The sequence below is a fragment of the Bradyrhizobium sp. AUGA SZCCT0158 genome, from assembly GCF_018130065.1.
In the GTDB taxonomy this organism is placed as follows: domain Bacteria; phylum Pseudomonadota; class Alphaproteobacteria; order Rhizobiales; family Xanthobacteraceae; genus Bradyrhizobium.
Genome location: NZ_JAFCME010000002.1, coordinates 111,852 through 131,521, shown reverse-complemented (window position 1 = coordinate 131,521; position 19,670 = coordinate 111,852). Strand labels below are relative to the sequence as shown.

The 19,670-nt window shown below is 61.5% G+C and carries 23 protein-coding genes; 11 read left to right on the top strand and 12 right to left on the bottom strand.

Features of this window, described 5'->3' with window-relative positions:
- The first annotated feature begins 130 nt into the window (after window positions 1–130).
- Both JQ574_RS03410 and JQ574_RS03405 read left to right on the top strand, forming a co-directional pair.
- Window positions 131–775, top strand: a complete 645-nt coding sequence (locus JQ574_RS03410; protein WP_212036681.1) for a response regulator transcription factor — start codon at window positions 131–133, stop codon at window positions 773–775.
- Between the two features lie 616 nt (window positions 776–1,391).
- Window positions 1,392–1,619 carry a hypothetical protein gene (locus tag JQ574_RS03405; protein ID WP_212036680.1) on the top strand — a complete coding sequence of 76 codons (228 nt, stop codon included), beginning with the start codon at window positions 1,392–1,394 and terminating at the stop codon, window positions 1,617–1,619.
- 82 nt (window positions 1,620–1,701) lie between these two features.
- Here JQ574_RS03405 and JQ574_RS03400 read toward each other — a convergent pair whose 3' ends face one another.
- Window positions 1,702–2,025 carry a hypothetical protein gene (locus tag JQ574_RS03400; protein ID WP_212211219.1) on the bottom strand — a complete coding sequence of 108 codons (324 nt, stop codon included), beginning with the start codon at window positions 2,023–2,025 and terminating at the stop codon, window positions 1,702–1,704.
- Between the two features lie 1,070 nt (window positions 2,026–3,095).
- Here JQ574_RS03400 and thrC point away from each other — a divergent pair.
- The 4 genes from thrC (at window position 3,096) to JQ574_RS03380 (ending at window position 7,264) form a co-directional block, all read left to right on the top strand.
- A complete protein-coding gene (gene thrC / locus JQ574_RS03395; protein ID WP_212383282.1) occupies window positions 3,096–4,514 on the top strand; it encodes a threonine synthase in 1,419 nt (472 codons plus the stop codon).
- Entirely contained in the window at window positions 4,511–5,800 is a 1,290-nt protein-coding gene (locus JQ574_RS03390; protein ID WP_212214664.1) for a pitrilysin family protein, read from the top strand. The genes thrC and JQ574_RS03390 overlap by 4 nt, the downstream gene beginning before the upstream one ends.
- A gap of 98 nt (window positions 5,801–5,898) precedes the next feature.
- Window positions 5,899–6,486, top strand: a complete 588-nt coding sequence (locus JQ574_RS03385) for a GNAT family N-acetyltransferase (RefSeq protein ID WP_192735366.1) — start codon at window positions 5,899–5,901, stop codon at window positions 6,484–6,486.
- 127 nt (window positions 6,487–6,613) lie between these two features.
- The gene (locus tag JQ574_RS03380) at window positions 6,614–7,264 is read left to right on the top strand and encodes a hypothetical protein (protein WP_212214662.1); all 651 of its coding nucleotides are present in this window, start codon (window positions 6,614–6,616) and stop codon (window positions 7,262–7,264) included.
- A 53-nt stretch (window positions 7,265–7,317) separates the two neighbouring features.
- Here the strand turns inward: JQ574_RS03380 and JQ574_RS03375 are convergent, their stop codons facing one another.
- The 5 genes from JQ574_RS03375 to JQ574_RS03355 form a co-directional block, all read right to left on the bottom strand.
- A complete protein-coding gene (locus tag JQ574_RS03375; RefSeq protein WP_212214675.1) occupies window positions 7,318–7,803 on the bottom strand; it encodes an ATP F0F1 synthase subunit B in 486 nt (161 codons plus the stop codon).
- 3 nt (window positions 7,804–7,806) lie between these two features.
- Window positions 7,807–8,379: a F0F1 ATP synthase subunit B' gene (locus JQ574_RS03370; RefSeq protein WP_212214660.1), complete on the bottom strand. Its 573-nt coding sequence runs from the start codon at window positions 8,377–8,379 to the stop codon at window positions 7,807–7,809.
- A gap of 57 nt (window positions 8,380–8,436) precedes the next feature.
- Entirely contained in the window at window positions 8,437–8,667 is a 231-nt protein-coding gene (locus JQ574_RS03365) for a F0F1 ATP synthase subunit C (RefSeq protein ID WP_192735362.1), read from the bottom strand.
- 57 nt (window positions 8,668–8,724) lie between these two features.
- Entirely contained in the window at window positions 8,725–9,474 is a 750-nt protein-coding gene (locus JQ574_RS03360; protein ID WP_212038434.1) for a F0F1 ATP synthase subunit A, read from the bottom strand.
- A 73-nt stretch (window positions 9,475–9,547) separates the two neighbouring features.
- On the bottom strand, window positions 9,548–9,919 hold the full coding sequence (locus JQ574_RS03355) for an AtpZ/AtpI family protein (protein ID WP_212214658.1): 372 nt from the start codon (window positions 9,917–9,919) through the stop codon (window positions 9,548–9,550).
- 340 nt (window positions 9,920–10,259) lie between these two features.
- Here JQ574_RS03355 and JQ574_RS03350 point away from each other — a divergent pair, with 340 nt between their 5' ends.
- From JQ574_RS03350 to JQ574_RS03340, 3 genes are all read left to right on the top strand, one after another.
- Window positions 10,260–10,895, top strand: a complete 636-nt coding sequence (locus JQ574_RS03350; protein WP_212214655.1) for a 2-hydroxychromene-2-carboxylate isomerase — start codon at window positions 10,260–10,262, stop codon at window positions 10,893–10,895.
- A gap of 77 nt (window positions 10,896–10,972) precedes the next feature.
- Complete coding sequence (locus JQ574_RS03345) at window positions 10,973–11,509, top strand: hypothetical protein (protein ID WP_249119072.1); 537 nt, start codon at window positions 10,973–10,975, stop codon at window positions 11,507–11,509.
- A gap of 164 nt (window positions 11,510–11,673) precedes the next feature.
- A complete protein-coding gene (locus JQ574_RS03340) occupies window positions 11,674–12,147 on the top strand; it encodes a secondary thiamine-phosphate synthase enzyme YjbQ (protein ID WP_212214653.1) in 474 nt (157 codons plus the stop codon).
- Window positions 12,148–12,240: 93 nt separating this feature from the next.
- Here JQ574_RS03340 and JQ574_RS03335 read toward each other — a convergent pair whose 3' ends face one another.
- The 6 genes from JQ574_RS03335 to JQ574_RS03310 form a co-directional block, all read right to left on the bottom strand.
- A complete protein-coding gene (locus tag JQ574_RS03335; RefSeq protein ID WP_212214640.1) occupies window positions 12,241–13,884 on the bottom strand; it encodes an MFS transporter in 1,644 nt (547 codons plus the stop codon).
- Window positions 13,885–14,288: 404 nt separating this feature from the next.
- Complete coding sequence (locus tag JQ574_RS03330; protein ID WP_211997866.1) at window positions 14,289–14,657, bottom strand: hypothetical protein; 369 nt, start codon at window positions 14,655–14,657, stop codon at window positions 14,289–14,291.
- 84 nt (window positions 14,658–14,741) lie between these two features.
- A complete protein-coding gene (locus JQ574_RS03325; RefSeq protein ID WP_211997865.1) occupies window positions 14,742–15,065 on the bottom strand; it encodes a hypothetical protein in 324 nt (107 codons plus the stop codon).
- Entirely contained in the window at window positions 15,062–15,382 is a 321-nt protein-coding gene (locus JQ574_RS03320) for a hypothetical protein (protein ID WP_212214638.1), read from the bottom strand. The genes JQ574_RS03325 and JQ574_RS03320 overlap by 4 nt, the downstream gene beginning before the upstream one ends.
- A gap of 171 nt (window positions 15,383–15,553) precedes the next feature.
- Window positions 15,554–17,533, bottom strand: a complete 1,980-nt coding sequence (locus JQ574_RS03315; protein ID WP_212214636.1) for a sodium:solute symporter family protein — start codon at window positions 17,531–17,533, stop codon at window positions 15,554–15,556.
- A gap of 13 nt (window positions 17,534–17,546) precedes the next feature.
- Window positions 17,547–17,825, bottom strand: coding sequence for a DUF4212 domain-containing protein (locus JQ574_RS03310; protein WP_212214634.1), 279 nt, complete (start codon window positions 17,823–17,825; stop codon window positions 17,547–17,549).
- A gap of 294 nt (window positions 17,826–18,119) precedes the next feature.
- Between JQ574_RS03310 and JQ574_RS03305 the strand changes: the two genes are divergently transcribed.
- Window positions 18,120–18,740 carry a hypothetical protein gene (locus tag JQ574_RS03305; protein WP_212214627.1) on the top strand — a complete coding sequence of 207 codons (621 nt, stop codon included), beginning with the start codon at window positions 18,120–18,122 and terminating at the stop codon, window positions 18,738–18,740.
- 242 nt (window positions 18,741–18,982) lie between these two features.
- A complete protein-coding gene (locus JQ574_RS03300) occupies window positions 18,983–19,657 on the top strand; it encodes a response regulator transcription factor (protein WP_212214625.1) in 675 nt (224 codons plus the stop codon).
- The last annotated feature ends 13 nt before the right edge of the window (window positions 19,658–19,670 follow it).

The following is a 19,670-nucleotide window of genomic DNA, read 5'->3' as shown; positions in this document are numbered from 1 at the left end:
CCGAGCGGAAGAATCAGCCGCATGCGAAGGGAAAGATTCTGCCACATTCGGACTATTCTAACTCCCATAGCGCAGGTTTCACTTTTCAATCATCGCGAAATGCCTATTTATCCCAAAAGGGGCGGCAAGGATGCAGAACATCGCCAAATCGGCAACCAGGATCCTGATCGTCGACGACCATCCAGTGGTCGTTTCCGGATGCCGTTCGCTGTTCGCTTCGGACGCGACGGTGAAAATTGACGAGGCTGCGGACGCAAAATCCGGTCACAAGGCCTTTATGACGCGACGGCCGGATGTCACAATCATCGATATCAAACTTCCCGACGTCTCGGGATTTGAGCTGATGCGACGGATCCGGAAGGAGGATCCGGACGCGAAAATCATCATGTTCAGCATGAATGACGACCCGGCCTTCGTGGTTCGCGCGGTGGAAATGGGCGCGCAGGGTTACGTCGCCAAGGGCGACGATCCACGGACGCTGGTAAAGGCCGTCCGCAAGGTGGCTTCGGGAGAGAATTTCATCTCGCCGCAACTGGCGGAGGCGGTGACGTTCTCGGGCGCCTCCATCAAAGCCAATCCGGCCTCGCAAATGACCGCGCGCGAACTGGAAATCCTGCGCCTGCTGGGCCGCGGCGACAAAATCGTCGAAGTCGCCGACGCGCTCGATATTTCCTACAAGACCGTGGCCAACACCACCTCGCTGCTGAAGCAGAAACTCGGCGCCAAGAACCATTCCGACCTGATCCGGATCGCCGTCGAGATGGAACTGGGCTGACCGGTGTCAGAAATTGAACTGGCCGCGCCTGTTGGGCGCGACCGTCCATACCGCCGTTGCCTGCTTTCGTCGGGGCAATGGATCGATGAAAGCAGCACAAGACGAATCAGAGTTTCAGTAGAAGCGACGGTGATGACGCCAGCCGTAATGGTGTCCGCGACCGCGGCCCCAACCACGGTGGTGACCTCGGCCCCAACCACGGTGGTGACCCCGGCCCCCGCGATGTCCGCGACCGTGCCCACGTCCGTGCTTGACCTGGGTCACCCCGTCATCCGACACGGTGAGCGGCGCAATTCCCAGCCTGGCGGAAGCGGATGCGGTCATTGCCAGCAGCAGCGCGCAGCCAATCAATGCAATGCGTCTCATGCAGTCGTCCTCCATCGCATGATTGCGATCACGTCGATAAGTTCCCGGTCTTATGTTTGTTCCGGGGCCCCGGAAAGACTGAGGTCTTTACTGGGCGGTACTGCCGACTATTCCCGACCTGTTTCCGAGCTGCCCGCCGCACATAGACCGTAATGGAATCCGGGAGCTGAAAACCATTCGGGAAAAAGTGGAACATCCGGTTTCTCCGCGGGTTGCTGATGGCATCACTAAGAACTCGGAGGAGCATACCTTGAAGAAATTTCTGATGATCGGCGCGCTGGCGTTTGCCGCAACGAGCGTAGCCGGGACCGCGATGGCTGCCGAATATTACGTGGTTCGCGACAGCACCACGAAGAAGTGCACGGTGGTCGAAACCAAGCCGACCAGCACGACCACCACCATCGTCGACAACGGCATCTTCAAGACCAAGACGGAGGCCGAAACCGGCATGAAGACGACCAAGGTCTGCACCGAGTAACGACAGACCCTTCCAGGAGAAAGGGCCGCGGTTTTGCCGCGGCCCTTTTTGCGTTTCGATCTGGCTGTGCGTGCCCTGTCAGTTACGGTCGTTCGACGTTGGTAATGGTTTTGCTGCCACCCGCGTCGGTGAGCGTAAACTTGACCCGGTCACCGGCGTGCAGGATGTTCAACAGATTGCCCTGGATCTTGGTCTTGAGCTCTTCGGCAGGACCGTCTGTTTTGGCGCCGCTGGTGCTGGCGCCGACGGTACCGCTCTGCGTTGGAGTCCGGTGCAGCTGGATTGCGATCGTCCCGTCGGTCCGGTCAATTCGCGTGACCGTTCCCGTCATCGCTTGCTGGGCTGAGGCCGCCGAAACGAAGGTGAGGGCGGCCAGTCCAGCCAGCATGATCTTTGCCGTTTTCATGGAAGTCTCCCGGAATTCGAAGCGTTGACGATAATGCCGACAGGACCGGATTGTTCCCGCGGTATTTTGGTTGGCGGGTGCAATCTGATTTCCTTGTGTGTTTTTAATCTGATTTGTTTGTGGGTTTTTGATGCGAGCGAGCCCATTCCCTTCCGTTCATGTTGACGGCTGGCCGCGACAAAACGACCCGACGGGCAAATCAGTTCTGATTTGCGGAAATCGTGTCAAGCAGAAAGTTTCTGTAAATCAAAAATGTTTCTGTTGTCGGTCGACCCAAATCAGTGCGCATCTATCGCCATCCCGTCCCACTCAGAGGGCGTCGGCCGTCGTCACGGACGTTGGACGGGTTGCGGTGGACGCTGGTTTACGCTGAGACGATGGCGTGGATGAGCGTACGGCAAAACCGTGTGGTCCTGGCACCCGTTGCAGGTGTCAAGCTGTCGGGTAGGCGAGAGCTGAACGGCAGCGACGGAGTCAACCAAGAACTCGTCTCCGGGGAGATCACGGCATAAGCCGTAAAGCCATTGCGCAGGGAAGGCCGGGTGTTCTCCGCTGCCCTGTATGCTCGTGTGCAGCTTTTTTAGTGCAAATCGCACACGAGACCGCGGGTGCAGCGCGCACCCGGTCTTCCCTGCGCCCTCTATTTTCGAGGGCAAGGAATTTCTGGCAAAGCTCGGGCGCATCGCGTCGCGAGAATGCGAAACTGCGTTTAGGCCACGGTGCAGCAACAGACACCGCCGTCGTCCCGGCCTTGAGCCGGGACCCATAACCACAGGAAGAAGTTTTGCGGATGGTCTCTGTTACCGAGCCTCTTCGAAAGATCACGCGGTATGGGTCCCCCGATGCGCAATTGCGCATCTGAGCTCAAGGCCGGGACGACAGTTCGTTGGGAGGCAAGAGCGGCGCGCAAATCGCACCAAAGCCCTTACCCCGCACTCACCTTTTCGCCATTGCGGCATTTCACAAGGAGCAAAAACGCTTTAAGGTGCCGCGCGCTTTGTCGTTGGCGAAGGGTAATAATTCACAGATATCAAAGGGTTAGCGGAAGGCTAACGCCTTTGGAGGGCGGTTTGACGCGGTATATTTCGACGCGGGGGGAAGCTCCCACCCTGGGTTTTTGCGATGTGATGCTGACCGGGCTTGCCCGCGACGGCGGTCTCTATGTGCCTGAAACCTGGCCGCAGCTTTCGCCCGAGACCATCGCTGGATTTTTCGGACGGCCCTATTGGGAAGTCGCGGTCGAGGTGATCAGGCCGTTCGCCGGGGCTGAAATCTCCGACGCCGATCTCGGCCGCATGGCCAATGAAGCCTACGCCACCTTCCGCCATCCCGCTGTCGTGCCGCTGCGGCAGACCGGCTCCAGCCAGTTCGTGCTCGAACTTTTCCACGGTCCGACGCTCGCGTTCAAGGACGTCGCGATGCAGTTGATCTCGCGGCTGATGGATCACGTGCTGGCCAAGCGCGCGCAGCGCACCACCATCGTCGTGGCGACCTCGGGCGATACCGGCGGTGCGGCGGTCGACGCCTTTGCCGGTCTCGACAATGTCGATCTGATCGTGCTGTTTCCGCATGGCCGGATTTCCGACGTGCAGCGGCGGATGATGACGACGACGGGCGCGGCCAACGTGCACGCGCTGGCGATCGAAGGCAATTTCGACGACTGCCAGGCGATCGTGAAGGAGATGTTCAATCATCACGGCTTTCGCGATGCGGTCTCGCTGTCGGGTGTCAATTCGATCAACTGGGCGCGGGTGGTTGCGCAGGTGGTCTATTATGTTACCTCGGCGGTGGCGCTCGGCGCGCCCGCGCGCACGGTCGATTTCACGGTGCCGACCGGGAATTTCGGCGACATCTTTGCCGGCTACGTCGCCAAGAAAATGGGCCTGCCGATCCGTTGGCTGCGCATTGCCTCCAACATCAACGACATCCTGCCGCGCACGCTGAAGACCGGCATCTACGAGGTGCGCGAGGTGCACGCTTCTGCCTCGCCCTCGATGGATATCCAGGTGTCCTCCAATTTCGAGCGGCTGCTGTTCGAGGCTGGTCAACGCGATGCCGCCAGCGTGCGGCGGCTGATGGGCTCGCTGAAACAGTCCGGGCGTTTCGTGCTGCCGGACGCGACGCTGGCCGCGATCCGCGAGGAGTTCGACGCCGGGCGCGCCGACGAGACCGAGACGGCGGCGGCGATCCGCGCCGCCTGGCGGGAGGCCGGCGACCTCGTCGATCCCCATACCGCGGTGGCGCTGGCGGTGGCCGATCGCGACACCTCGGATTCCAGGATTCCCAATATCGTGCTGTCGACCGCCCATCCGGCCAAATTCCCCGATGCGGTCGAGGCCGCCTGCGGCGTGCGACCGCAGTTGCCGGCCTGGCTCGACGGCCTGATGACCAAATCTGAACACATCACGGTGATGAAAAACGATTCAGCCGAAGTGGAGCGATTCGTGCGCTCGGTGAGCCGTGCCGCGAAGCAGGGAGTTACCGGATGAGCGTCGACGTCACCAAGTTAGCATCCGGTCTCACCGTCATTACCGACAGCATGCCGCATCTGGAAACCGCCGCCCTTGGCGTGTGGGCCGGCGTCGGCGGCCGCGACGAAAAGCCCGACGAGCACGGCATCTCGCATCTGCTCGAACACATGGCATTCAAAGGCACCACGCGGCGCTCCTCGCGCGAGATCGTGGAAGAGATCGAAGCGGTCGGCGGCGACCTCAATGCGGGGACCTCGACCGAAACCACCGCCTATTATGCGCGGGTGCTGAAGGCCGACGTGCCGCTGGCGCTCGACGTGCTCTCCGACATCCTCGCCAATCCGTCCTTCGTGCCGGACGAACTCGAGCGCGAGAAGGGCGTCATCGCGCAGGAAATCGGCGCCGCGCAGGATACGCCGGACGACGTCGTGTTCGAGCATCTCAACGAGCTCTGCTATCCGGACCAGCCGATGGGGCGATCGCTGCTCGGCACCACCAAGACGCTGAAGAAATTCGATCGCGACATGCTGCGCGGCTATCTCACCCGGCATTATCGCGGGCCGGACATGGTGGTGGCGGCCGCGGGCGCGGTCGATCACAAGCGCGTCGTCGAGGAAGTGACGGAGCGCTTTGCGAGTTTTGAAGCAACGCCGGCGCCGAAACCGCAAGCAGCGATGTTCGGCAAGGGCGGCTCGCGCGTGGTGCATCGCGACCTCGAACAGGCGCATATGACGCTGGCGCTCGAGGGCGTGCCGCAGACCGACCTGTCGCTGTTCTCGCTGCAGGTGTTCACCAACACGCTCGGCGGCGGGATGTCGTCGCGGCTGTTCCAGGAAGTCCGCGAGAAGCGCGGCCTGTGCTACTCGATCTACACCTTCCATGCGCCCTATAGCGACACCGGCTTTTTCGGCCTCTATACCGGCACCGATCCGAACGACGCGCCGGAAATGATGGAAGTGATCGTCGACGTCATCAACGACGCGGTGGAAACCCTGACCGAGGCCGAGATCGCCCGCGCCAAGGCGCAGATGAAGGCGGGGCTTTTGATGGCGCTGGAAAGCTGCTCCTCCCGCGCCGAGCAGCTCGCCCGCCATATGCTGGCGTACGGCCGGCCGTTGACGGCGGAGGAACTGGTCGCCCGGATCGACGCGGTCAGCGTCGAATCGACCCGCAATGCCGCGCGGGGACTGCTTTCGCGCAGCCGGCCGGCGGTCGTGGCGCTCGGCAGCGGCAGGGGTCTGGACACGGCGGTGACTTTTGCGGAAGGATTGACCAAGGTGAAGGCCAAGACCTTGTTACATTAAGACGCTGCTCCATTAGGGCATGATCCGGAAAAGTGGGTACCGGTTTTCCGACAAGATCATGCCCAAGATGGACAAGCGGGCGTCCTGGGAGTTAGGGCATGGCCCTGTTTCGGTTGCCATCCAGCGGACCGGCCGCACTCGTGCCGCGCGGCCACGGCCTGTTGCTGCGCGCGCCGCAGATGGCGGATTTCCTGCAATGGGCGCAATTGCGCGAATCGAGCCGCGCCTATCTGACGCCGTGGGAACCGATCTGGCCGTCGGACGATCTCACCCGGGCCGGCTTCCGGCGGCGGCTGCGGCGCTATGCCGAGGACATCGCGGCCGACCGGTCCTATCCGTTCATCATTTTCCGCGAATCTGACGGCACCATGATCGGCGGCATCACGCTGGCCAATGTCCGCCGCGGCATCGTGCAGGCCGGCACCATCGGCTATTGGGTCGGCCAGCCCCATGCCCATCGCGGTTACATGACGACGGCGCTGCGGGTGCTGCTGCCGTCGCTGTTCGGCGAGCTCAATTTGCACCGTATCGAGGCGGCCTGCATTCCCACCAATACGCCCTCGATCCGGGTACTGGAGAAATGCGGCTTTACCCGCGAGGGGCTGGCGCGGCGCTATCTGTGCATCAACGGGGTCTGGCAGGACCATCTGCTGTTCGGCATGCTGCATGAGGATTTCCGCGGCTAACCCATGATTTCAGGGCCTTGCCGGGTGCCGCACGCGCCTTTAGGTGGCCTTGGGTTCGCCGCCATTGGCCTGCTATAAGGCCGCCGGGAACATGACTTCGAGATGACGTGGATGGCAGGGACGTCGCATGGGTGACATCAGGTTGTTGAGAGTAGCGCTCGCCGCCACGGTCGTGGCCGGGCTCGGCTGCGGCCTCGTCCAGCCTGCGTCGGCGCAGTCGCTGACCGACCGCTTCAAGGGCCTGTTCGGCGGCAAGTCGGACGAGCCGGCTCCGGCGCCAGGCGCTGCGCCGAAAGCCGAAGAGGATATCGGCGACCTGACCTGTCCGGAGGTGAGGGTCAGGGCCGGCGCGTCGACCTATGCCGTGGCCGCGCCCGGCAAGCAGCCGGTCGGCAACGATTTGCGCTTCCAGGCGACCATCGGCAAGACGGCGCGGGAATGCAGCCTCAATGGCGGCGTCATTACCGCGCGGATCGGGATTCAGGGGCGCGTCATTGCCGGTCCCGCCGGCGCGCCGTCGTCGGTGCAGGTTCCGCTTCGCGTCGCGGTGGTGCAAGGCGGGATCAGCGAAAAGACCATCGCCACCAAGGCCTATCAGACCACGGTCAGCATGACGGAGACCGGGAGCGAGCCGTTTACGCTGGTGGCCGAAGATCTGGTCTATCCGGTGCCTGCGCCCGGAACCAGCGACAACTACATCTTCTACATCGGCTTCGACCCGCAGGCCCTGAAGCCGGAGCGGCCGGCGCCGCGCAAGAAGGCGGCGCCCACGCAATAAAAAACCGGCGCGAAATGATCGCGCCGGCTTGCGTCTCTTTGATTTGAAACCGCTCAGTTCAGCTTGGCGCGAACCTCGGCGATACCCTTGGCCATCAGGTCATCGGCCACCGAGCCCTTCACCGACTGCGACAGGATGGTCGACGCTGCGGCCACTGCGGCATTGGCCGCGGCGGAACGGACGTCGGCGAGCGCCTGCGCTTCGGCGAGGGCGATCTTGCTCTCGGCGGTCTTGGTGCGGCGGGCGACGAAGTCTTCCATCTTGGCCTTGGCTTCGACCGCGATCCGCTCGGCTTCGGCCTTGGCGTTGGAGATGATTTCCTCGGCCTCACGCTCGGCGCTGCTGCGCTTGGTCTTGTATTCCGCGAGCAATGCGGCGGCCTCGTCCTTCAGGCGGCGGGCGTCGTCGAGTTCGGCCTTGATGCGTTCGGCGCGATGGTCGAGCGCCTTGAGCACCGTGCGATGGATGCCGAGATAGGCAAACAGCGCCAGCAGGATGACGAACGCAATGGCAACCCAGGTTTCTGGCTCGGCGAACATCATTTATCCCTTCAACGAAGCATCGACGGCGCTGTTCAGCGCACCGCCGTCGGGCAGCACGCCGGTCAGCCGCTGCACGATCGCGCCAGCCGCATCCGCGGCGATGCCACGGACGTTGCTCATGGCGGTCTCGCGCGTCGCCGCGATGGTTTTCTCGGCCTGGGCGAGCTTGGCGGAGAGCTGGTCTTCCAGCGTCTTGCGCTCGGCTTCCGAGGCTGCGTTCAGCTTCTCGCGGGTCTCGGCGCCGATGGCCTGGGCGCGGGAGCGCGCCGAAGCCAGGTCGGCTTCATACGCCTTCAGCGCCGCGGCCGACTCGTCCTTCAGCTTCTGCGCTGCGGCCAGATCGCCTTCGATCGCGTTCTGACGTGCATCGATCACGCCGCCGACGCGCGGCAGCGCAATGCGCGACACGATCAGGTAAAGCGCGACGAACGCGATGGCCAGCGACACCAGCTGCGACGCGAAGGTGCTCGACTCGAACGGAGGAAATCCTCCGCCGTGATGGCCACCATCGGCTTCGGTGTGGGCGCCGGTCTTCTGGCCCTTGGCGGGGGCGCCCTGACTCTTTTCAGCCACGGGGTACTCCTGTTGCTGTCATGCGCGCCGCCGGAGGGCGGCGCGGGAAGGTGCAGCTCAGAGCGGAACGAACAGCAGCAGCAGCGCGATCAGCAGCGAGAAAATGCCGAGCGCTTCGGTCACGGCGAAGCCGAAGATCAGGTTGCCGAACTGGCCCTGGGCTGCGGAAGGATTGCGCACCGCTGCGGCGAGGTAGTTGCCGAAGATGATGCCCACGCCGACGCCCGCGCCGCCCATGCCGATGCATGCGATGCCCGCGCCGATGAGTTTTGCTGCTGATGCTTCCATTTTCTTGAGCTCCTTAGAGGGATAGACGAAGTTGTGGGTGGGAATTCTCCGGACCGCTTAGTGTCCCGGATGAATGGCGTCGTTGAGGTAGATGCAGGTGAGGATCGCGAACACGTAGGCCTGCAGGAACGCGACCAGCAGTTCCAGCGCGGTCAAGGCGACGGTGAGCGCCAGCGGCAGGATGCCGCCGATCCAGCCGACCGCGCCCAGCGAGACGCCGAGCATCGCGACGAAGCCCGCGAACACCTTCAGCGCGATGTGCCCGGCCAGCATGTTGGCGAACAGACGCACGCTGTGCGAAACCGGCCGCAGGAAGAACGACAGGATTTCGATGAACATGACCAGCGGCAGGATGTAGATCGGAACGCCGGAGGGAACGAAAATCTTGAAGAACTTGAGGCCGTTCTTGTAGAGGCCGTAGAACAGCACGGTGAAGAACACCAGGAACGCCAGCGCGGCGGTCACGATGATGTGGCTCGAAATCGTGAACGTGTAGGGAATGATGCCGACGAGGTTCGAGACGCAGATGAACATGAACAGCGTGAAGATCAGCGGGAAGAACTTCATACCTTCCGAGCCGGCGGTGCTGCGGATGGTGCTGGCGACGAACTCGTAGGAGATTTCGGCGACCGACTGGAAACGGCCGGGAACCAGCTGCCGCCCGCCACCGAGCATCAGCACCGCAGTCAGCGCCACCGCGATGAACATGTAGAGCGACGAGTTGGTGAAGGCGATCGTCTGATTGCCGATATGGCCGATCGTGAAGAGGGGCTCGATGTTGAACTGATGAATCGGGTCGATTTTCATCCGCGCGGGCCTTGGTCCGCCGGCCTAGATTGCCGGCAATCGAATTTCAAATGTCGTGACTTCCCGTCGGCGCTCAGCGTTTGCCCGAGGCTACGCCCGCGTATCTCACCACGTTGACCACGCCGGCGACGAAGCCGAGCAGTAAAAACACGATGAAACCGAACGGCGATGTCGACAACAACCAGTCGAAACCCCAGCCAATCCCTGCCCCGACGACAACGCCCGCAACCAACTCCGAGGAAAGGCGGAAACCAAGCGCCATCGCCGAAGCTCTGGCCGCCCTGTCGCCGCTTTCAGTACCGGGTTGATCAGTCCTGATTTTTCGGCTGTCACGAATTTCGGACAACCGGTGATCGAGACTTCCGAGCCTTGCGGAAAGCGCAGCTTCATCGGACGACGATTGATCGCGATTTCCACCTGCGTTGTCGCTTTTGTCTTGGGCCATGCCCAAGACATTAAACGATGCTGCGGTTGATGGAAATTACGCCCGTCACCCTTAAAAGCCGCGCGGACCATACTTACCGCGTCTAATCAAGTCAAGATTGCGCCGTAACCAGTTAGTGCTTTGATTTCGCTGGATTTATTTAGAGATATTCCACGAGCCTGTGGACCCGTCATCGCAGTGCAGCAGCAAAAACGTTTTGAAGTGGAGCAGAGGCTGCTTCGCGCCCGGAAAACCCGTTCGAACAAAAGACCCCTGGCGCGGCAAGGGGCGATCTTGCGCCGATTCGGTTGACCTGTTGGGATGTCGCTTGCGCCTGTCATCAGCCGTTCCCGGAGCCCGCATGCCGCGCCAGGTCGATTACTATTTCTCGTTTCAATCGCCGTGGGCCTATATCGGCCATGGGCCGTTCAGCGAGCTCGTAAGTACCTATGATCTCAAGGTAAATCACAAGCCCGTGGTGCTGGTCGATCTGTTCTCGGAAACCGGCGGGTTGCCGCTGATGAAGCGCCATCCGGTGCGACAGCGCTACCGGATGGTCGAGCTGCAGCGCTGGCGCGACAAGCGCGGCCTGAAATTCCATCTTCAACCCGCGCATTGGCCGTTCAACGCACGGCTCGCCGACGGCGTCGTGATCGCTGCGATCGAGGCCGGGCTCGATCCCGATCGGTTTCTGCGGCGGGGCTTTGCCGGCGTGTGGGAGGATCAGCTCAATCTGGCCGATCCCGCGACGATTGCGCAACTGGCCGACGAATGCGGGTTGCCCGGCAAGCAATTGGTGGAGCGATCCGCCACCGAGGCGATCAGCGCGGCCTATGAGCAGAATCGCCAGGATGCGCTGGCGGCCGACGTGTTCGGCTCGCCGGTCTATGTGCTGGATGGCGAAGTGTTCTGGGGACAGGACCGGATAGAATTGCTGGGAGACGCGTTGAAGTCCGGCCGCGCGGCCTATAGCTCAAAGGTCCAGGGCGTTACGTGATGAGGCGTCGTGTGATGCGCCTGTGTGTGTCCTGGCGGTTGAGGAAACCGGTACTGTCTTTAAGGCGGAGCAAGCCCATGAGCACAGCGTCGTCCTCCAGAATGTTTCTCTGCAGATTGTTTCTCTCCGTTGTTGCCGTGCTGGCGCTGGGTGTTGCCGGCGCCGGCGCCGCGTCTCCGAAGGCGATGCCGGACACCGAGAACGGCCGTTATGCGCTGTCCTCGACGGCGGATGGCGTGCTGCGGCTCGATACCCGAACCGGCGCGATTTCGACCTGCAGCAATTCGGGCGCGGGCTGGGCCTGTTACGCGGTGCCCGACGAACGCGCGGCGCTGGATGCGGAGATCGGCCGGCTGCAGGCCGACAATGAAAAGCTCAGGAAGGACCTCGCTTCGCGCGAGCCGACCGTCGCCGGCAAGATCGAAGAGCCGATGCCGAAATCCGACTCGCTGAAGAAGAGAGAGCCCAAAATCGTCGAGGGCGAACGCAAGATTGAAATTCCACTGCCGAGCGATCGCGACATGGATCGCATGATGTCGTTCCTGGAGCGGGCTTGGAAGCGATTGATCGAGATGGCCAACCGCGTGCAGAAGGACGTCAACGGCAGGATTTGACGCTGTCGTCCCTGCGAACGCAGGGACCCATAGCCACAGGGCGTTATTGTTCGAAGGAAGTCGTCGACCACTGCCTTTCATCAGCACGGCCGCGGCGTATGGGTCCCCCGATGCGCAATTGCGCATCTGAGCTCAAGGCCGGGACGACGAAGAGATGAGGCCTTATGTCCCAACCCAAATCGCTGTCCCGCACGCCACCCTCCAGCGTCACGGCGACCACCATCGTCTCCTCGCTGCTGACTGTGCAAACAGCAGGTGCGGGGTTTACCGACCTCACCGCCGAAGTCGCAAAATTCGTGCGCGAGGCCGGCGCCCGCGAAGGGGCGGTGACGCTGTTCATCCGCCACACCTCGGCGTCGCTGACGATCCAGGAAAATGCCGATCCGACGGTGCTGGGCGATCTCTTGACGGCGCTGAGCCGGGCCGCGCCGGAAAACGCCGGATGGCGCCATGACACCGAAGGTCCAGATGACATGCCCGCGCATATCAAGACCATGCTGACCGCGACCTCGCTGCAGGTCCCGGTGCTGCGCAGCGCGCTGGCGCTGGGAACATGGCAGGGGATCTATCTGATCGAGCACCGGGCGCGGCCGCATCGGCGCGAGATCGTGTTGCAGTTTATCGGCGCGACGGCTTAAGGCGCGCCCGCCAAAAACAGAACCGGCCGCGGATCGCTCCGCGGCCGGTTCGTGTTGTGATCGTCCGCCGGCTGCCCGGCGGACGAAATCCGGTTACTTCGTGATGTCGACGTCCTTGGTTTCCGGCAGGAAGAAGAAGCCGACGACCGCGGTGATCGATGCGAAGATGATCGGGTACCAGAGACCTGCGTAGATATCGCCGGTCGAGGCCACGATCGCGAACGAGGTCGCGGGCAACAGACCGCCGAACCAGCCGTTGCCGATGTGGTAGGGCAGCGACATCGAGGTGTAGCGGATCTTGGTCGGGAACAGTTCGACCAGCATCGCCGCGATCGGCCCGTACACCATGGTGACGAAGATCACCAGGATGAACAGCAGCCCGATCACCGCGGCGACCCGCGGTTTGAAGATGTCGAACGGGTGCGCCATCTTCACGATCTGGGCGTCGCCGGCCTTCGGATAGCCTGCAGCCTGCACCGCCGCCAGCACCGCCGGGTTGGATGTCTTGGCATCCGTGTAAGCCACGTCCTTGCCGTTGACGACGAGCTTCACGCCGGTGCCCTCGTAGCGGGTCGAATACTTGACCGACTGCTGGGCGAGATAGGCGCGGGCGGTGTCGCAAGGTGCGGTGAAGACGCGGGTGCCGACAGGGTTGAACAGATCGCCGCAGGCCTTGGCATCGGCGACGACCTCGACCTTCACGGTTTCGATCGCCTTTTCCAGCGCCGGGTTGGCGTTGCTGGTGATCATCTTGAAGATCGGAAAGAACGTCAGCGCCGCGATCAGGCAGCCTGCCAGAATGATCGGCTTGCGGCCGATCTTGTCGGACAGCGCGCCGAACACGATAAAGAAGCCGGTGCCGAGCAGCAGTGACCACGCAATCAGCAGGTTGGCGGTATAGCCGTCGACCTTGAGGATCGATTGCATGAAGAACAGCGCGTAGAACTGGCCCGTGTACCAGACCACGCCCTGGCCCATCACGCCGCCGATCAGCGCGATAATTACGATCTTGGCGTTGCTCCAGTTGGCGAAGGCTTCGGTCAGGGGAGCCTTGGAGCTCTTGCCCTCGTCCTTCATCTTCTGGAACACCGGCGATTCGTTCAGGCGAAGCCGGATCCAGACCGAGATGCCGAGCAGCAAGACCGACACCAGGAACGGAATACGCCAACCCCATGCGGCGAAATCAGGCTCGCCTAGCGCCGTACGGGTGAACAGGATCACCAGCAGCGACAGGAACAGGCCGAGCGTTGCCGTGGTCTGGATGAACGAGGTGTAGTAGCCGCGTTTGCCCATCGGGGCATGTTCGGCCACGTAGGTCGCCGCACCTCCGTATTCGCCGCCGAGCGCGAGGCCCTGCAGCAGGCGCAAACCGATCAGGATGATCGGCGCCGCAATGCCGATGGTCGCCGCGTTGGGCAGGATGCCGACGATGAAGGTCGACAGGCCCATGATCAGAATGGTGACGAGGAAGGTGTATTTGCGGCCGACGATGTCGCCGACCCGGCCGAACACGATGGCGCCGAACGGGCGGACGATGAAGCCCGCGGCGAACGCCAGCAGCGCGAATATGTCGCGGGTGGCCTGGTTGAACATCGGCTGATTGGTTGCGGGATCAATGACGCCGAAGAACTGTGCGCCGATCACGCTGGCAAGCGAACCGAACAGGTAGAAGTCGTACCATTCGAACACGGTACCGAGTGACGAAGCCAGAATGACGAAACGTTCGTCCTTCGTCATTCCCCCGGTTCTAACTTTTTCCGTTGCCGCCATAGTGGACATTTCGATCGCTCCCCGTTTTTTGTAAAACACGAACACGTGCGTTGCGTCTGTTCGACGCGCAATTAATTGCGAGCCTAACTACATGTTCGAGAAGCGTGCCCCAATAGTACTTTAGTACTTTTGGATGGCATCGATCAGCCGCACCTGCGGTCAGGTTGCCGGACGTGGTTGCTGCGATGGCACGATTGCGCCTGCCGAATCGCGGCGGACAATGCTGATTTTACCGCGACATATGAGCTTCGTGTTCCAGGCCTGGGTCTTTGGAAATGCCCCAGCTCATGCTCAAAACTGCAAACCACTTAGACAAAAGTCGGGACCCTTGTTGCGCCGGAATCCTGCCCACTATTGATGCAGTTTCCAAACTAAAGTCCAATAACAGAGAAGAACAGCGCGATGCTCCACATCACAATGGAGATGATCGCGGTCCAGCTCGCGAACAGCAAATAGGTCTCGCGCATGACCGTCGAAATCGTCCTTTGAGCGAAGGCCTGGGGCGGACGTTTCTCCTTCGGAAGATAGAGCCACATCTCGGTCCGGCGGTGGTCCTTCGTTCGGGCTTCACGGGCCTTCAGAACGAGGACAAGTGTCATCGCCATGCTCAGAAACCCTCCCGCCTGAAAGGCAGAACGCGGCAGGAAGGACAGGCCGATCATGACGCAGAAAATGGCCAGCGACGCGAACCCGCATGCGCGCAGCACCGTTTCATAGGCAATACGGCGCATCTCTTCCATGATCCGCCACGCTCCGTCGCCAGCAAGCACCTGACGCTCAGCGTAGCGCCAAGGTCCCTCGCTCTCAACCTCAGGACTGTTCGGCTAGAGGCCGATTTTGAGAAAATTGCCGGCGGCGGGCAGCGCGAGTAGCGCTGTTCCGGCAAGCCAGATCCAGAGCGAGACATTGTTCGATTCCGGTGCGCGGGTGGCCCGTTCGTAAACTGCCGCCGGAATCCCGCCGAGGATGACGGTTGCGGTGGAAACCATCAGCGACGCGAACATCAGCGTCAATGACAGGCTGCCAAACAGCAGGGGGCCGATGAGCGGCTGAACGTACAGCAATGCGAAAATCAGCGCGAGCTGATTGAATATCCCGTTGATCATTCCGAAGAACGCAATTCCGATGAAATAGAAATTGCGGTTCATGGCGCGGCTCCGCCGAACCTGGGCGCGAGATTCAACACCAGTAACGTGTAGTGAAACAGCACGCGCAGCCAGAACATCCAGACGAAGCCGAACAGCCACAGCACGGGGGGAGGGGTAATCTTCGGGGTTACGATCGTGAGGACGGCGATCACGGGATCGGTAATCCGGCAAAAGAATCGCCAGATATAGTTCGGCGAATCCGCGTCGACCATCAGGCCGAGCAGGAGCCGGCCGAGCATCGTGTACATCAGCGCCGCCAGCACGAAATTCGGCAGATGGAAATACCAATAGCTGGCGAATGAAGTTGCCGTATCCAAAGTCCAATGCTCCCGCAGTGCTTCAGCTATCGACGAATCGAGATGTGTCACGGCACCATGATCGTGGTCAACAATGGCAAGTGGCGACTTTCCCGGCAAGCGATGTCGTGGCTCAAGGAAAACAAAACGGGGCCCTGAGGGCCCCGTTTGCCGATATCAGTCGTTGCGCTCTTAAGTGGTCCTCTCTTCGAGCACCGTCCTGCCACGCGGTTTGCGGATATCGTCCACATAGGCCTGCATTTCCCTCGACGGCTCCTTGCCGAGCAGGCTGACGATGTAGATGACCGCGAAGCCGAGCGGCGTTCCCAGCAACCCGCAGGCGATATTGTTGAGGTCGAACCATCCGACCTTGTTCGCCATCGGGTGGGCCAGTGTTGGGAAACTCTCCATGGCATTGGGTAATGCCATGGCTTTCGCGATGTCGACCAGCGGAAGTCCCGTCAGTGGGTTGGTCAGCGAAGTCATGCCGAAATACGCCACGCCGGCGCCCGGGAAGTAGCGGGTGGTCACGAGATAGAACAGGCATAGTCCGAAGCCGGCAATGATGCCGCAGATTGCTCCCGTCGCCGTCGTGCGTTTCCACCAGACGCCCATCACGAGCGCCGGGAAGTTGCCCGCCATCGCCAGTGAGAACGCCCAGCCGACCATGGCCAGGATATCTGCCGGCTTGGTAGCTGCCGTCGCGGCCGCGATCACAGCGACGACGACCAGCAGGGCGCGCGCCACGGTGAGCCGGCGCATGGTCGGTGCGTTTGGGTCGATCATCTTGTAGTAGACGTCGTGCGACAACGCGTTGGCGATGGCGAGCAGCAGCCCGTCAGCGGTGGACAACGCGGCGGCAAGGCCGCCCGCCGCCACCAGACCCGAGATCACATAGGGAAGTCCCGCGATCTCCGGGGTGGAGAGCACGATCACGTCGGTGTTGATCACGAAGTCCTGCAGCCTGACGACACCGGGATGACCGGCAATGGCCTTGCAGGCTGCAACGATGGCGTCGATATTGGCCGCGTTCTTGCCGCAGATCTGGATCAGCCCGAGTTCACCCCAGTTGAACAACCATGGGCGGATGGACGTCAGGTCGCGCCCGATGATGTTGGTGTAAACTTCCAGCTTCGAGAACGCCGCGTAGGCCGGCGCCGAGAAGTACAGCAGGAAGATGAACAGCAGCGACCATGCCACCGACTGGCGTGCCTCACGTACCGAGGGGGTGGTGAAGTAGCGCATCAGGATATGCGGCAGCGAAGCCGTTCCGACCATCATGCACATGATGATCGCGAAGAAGTTCAGCGGACTGTAGTTGATGAAAGGCTGAATATGCGGCTTGAGGTTTGCCACCGTCGCAAGGCCGGTCGCCAGCATCTGCTGCTCCCGCGCCGTAATCTCCGCGATCGCCTGCCCATAGGTGAGTTCCGGAATCGGAATTCCGTATTTCTTGGTGGACAGGATCACGATGGGGGTCAGATAAGCGATGATCAGCACGACGTACTGCGCGATCTGCGTCCAGGTCACCGCCCGCATGCCGCCCAGCATCGCGCAGAGCAGAATGCCGACCAGCCCGGCGAAAACTGCAAGTTCGAACTGCATCCCGAGGAATCGCGAGGCAATGAGACCGGTGCCGTAGATCTGCGCAGTCACATAGGTGAAGGAGCAGCAAACGAGCACGATCACGCCGAGCGCGCGCGCGAAGTTTCCGCCGTACCGGAACGACAGGAAGTCGGGCACCGTATAGGCGCCGAACTTGCGCAGATATGGCCCGATCAGGATCGATACCAGCACGAATCCGCCGGTCCATCCGAGCACCCATGCGAGGCCGTCGTAACCCAGCAGGAAAAGGGTGCCGGCCATGCCTACGAAGGACGCCGCCGACATCCAGTCGGCGCCCGTCGCCATTCCGTTGTAGAAAGCCGGAACGCGCCGTCCGGCCACGTAATACTCCGAGACTTCAGCGGTTCGCGTCATCACGCCGATGATGGCGTAGACCGCGAGCGTGAAGAACACGAACAGGTAGCCGAGAATTTTGTTCGGAACACCCATCTGCTCCATAAGCGCGAGCAGAAGGATGAACGCGATGAAGCCGCCGGTATAGGTGCCGTACATCTTGCCCAGATTCTTGATGAAATCCGAGCTTTTGGCAGAAGCTTCTGTGGCCATGATCTCTTCCCCCTCAATCTTCCTCGGCAAAGCCGTATTCGCGGTCAATCTTGTCCTGCTGCTTCGCGAAGAGGAACAGCATGACCACGAACACGATGAGGGAGCCCTGCGCGGCCATATAGAAGCCGAGCGGGAAGTTAAGGATCGGAATGGTGATCTTGTTGAGCGGGACCACGAACATGTGGATGACGAAGCCGAAGAAGAACCAGACACCGAGATGCGTGAACATCAGGCGCGAGGTCTTTGCCCAGTGCGCTTCTTCTCTCTCTTTCATGCTTGCAGAGTCAGGCATCGTTGCAAATCCTCCCCAAAGCACCGGCGCATCAATGCACCGGATTAAATGATCGAGGGGAATGCAAATCCCTTCAGCACGGCGCCCCCCTTGCCGCTTATTCAACCGGTCTTGCGCCAGTTCGGAGTCATCTGACGCTAACACTACGACTGGTCAGGTCTTCATTATACTTTCGGCGGGGTGTGAAATTGTTGCAACTGCTAACAGGGATGCGTTGAGAACGTTGGACTTGTCGTGAACCAGATGGGGTAAGCTGACGAAGTAGTCTGGGCCGATCGAGCTGGATGAGATGCGATGAAGCTGTTCGAAAAGTTGTTTCGCCCCCGTCCGCCGATTCGCGACCCGGAAGCGCTTGCGGACTTCATCGATGCGCAGTCGGCCTTCATCGTACAAAAGGGCATCTACGAATATTCGCGCGCCCGTGCAGGTCACTACGCCAAGGTGTTATTCGCCGAAGAGGGATTTGCGCAATCCGTCGAGCGCGCGCGCTGGAAAGCCTTTCCGCTGGGTCTTGCGATGGTGGGCGAAATGATCGAGGGGGTGCTGGCTGCTCAGGCTGGGACCCAGCGCCGGGCCATTCTCGACCAATTGATCCTTGTCGTTCTTTCGGTTTTCGACCGCTATCCGGTTCCTCCGTCGCTCGGCGAAGCTGCCTGGCTCGAAGCGCGCCGCGAACTCGCGCATCGTCTCGATCTGGTCGGCGGCCATGCGCCGAAGCGCGTGATGGACATTCCCGAACCGCTGGCGGAAAGCTATTTCTCGATGATGCCGATCCACGAAAAGCTGCGCGGACGGGATTTCCAGACGACGCGCAATTACCTCCGTGTCAGCCTTTGCAACATCCATGACGAATTGATTGCGCGGATGGACAGGGCCGCGCTGGAACGGGCACTGATCGTGGGGGCCGCGGCATAGGCCGACCGGTGGTGCCGTCGCAAACGTCAGATGATCTGACCCGCGATCTGCTGTTCCGCGTTTGATGTGCGTCCGAACCGGCAGCCTTGTTGCGATGCACAAACTGGAGGATTAACCGCTTTGTGGCGTGCCGGTATTGCGCGCTTGCATGAAGCCGCCGGGCAGGGGACAATTGCAAAACCGCTTGGCAGGCCTACAGAAAACGGTCACCGGCTTGCCGCAACGCTTTTCGCAAGAAGTAAATGACTGCCGCTACCAGCACCCATCTCGTCATCGCCGATGACCATCCCTTGTTCCGCGACGCCCTGCGGCAAGCGGTGGCGAGCGTCATAAGCTCGGCCGTGATCAGCGAGGCGGGCTCGTTCGACGACTTGACCGCGCTGCTTGAACGGGACTCCGACGTCGACCTGATCCTGCTCGATCTGACCATGCCGGGGATCTCGGGTTTCTCCGGCCTGATTTACCTGCGCGCGCAATATCCGGCGATTCCGGTGGTGATCGTCTCCGCCAGCGACGACGCCGGAACCATCCGACGGTCGCTCGATTTTGGCGCCTCCGGTTTCATTCCCAAGCGCTTCGGGGTCGAGACGCTGCGCGACGCCATCATGAAGGTGATGGAAGGCGACGTCTGGGTGCCGCAGGACACCGATCTGTCTTCGGCCGCCGACCCGGACATGACGCGGCTGCGCGACCGGCTGGTGACGCTGACCCCGCAGCAGGTGAGGGTGCTGATGATGCTGTCGGAGGGGCTGCTCAACAAGCAGATCGCCTATGAGCTCGGTGTCTCGGAAGCGACCATCAAGGCGCATGTCTCGGCGATCCTGCAGAAGCTCGGCGTCGAAAGCCGCACCCAGGCCGTGATCGCAGCCGCGAAAATCTCCGGCGGCCAGTGGCGCCAGGGCACGCCGACGGCGTAACGGCAAAGAGTTA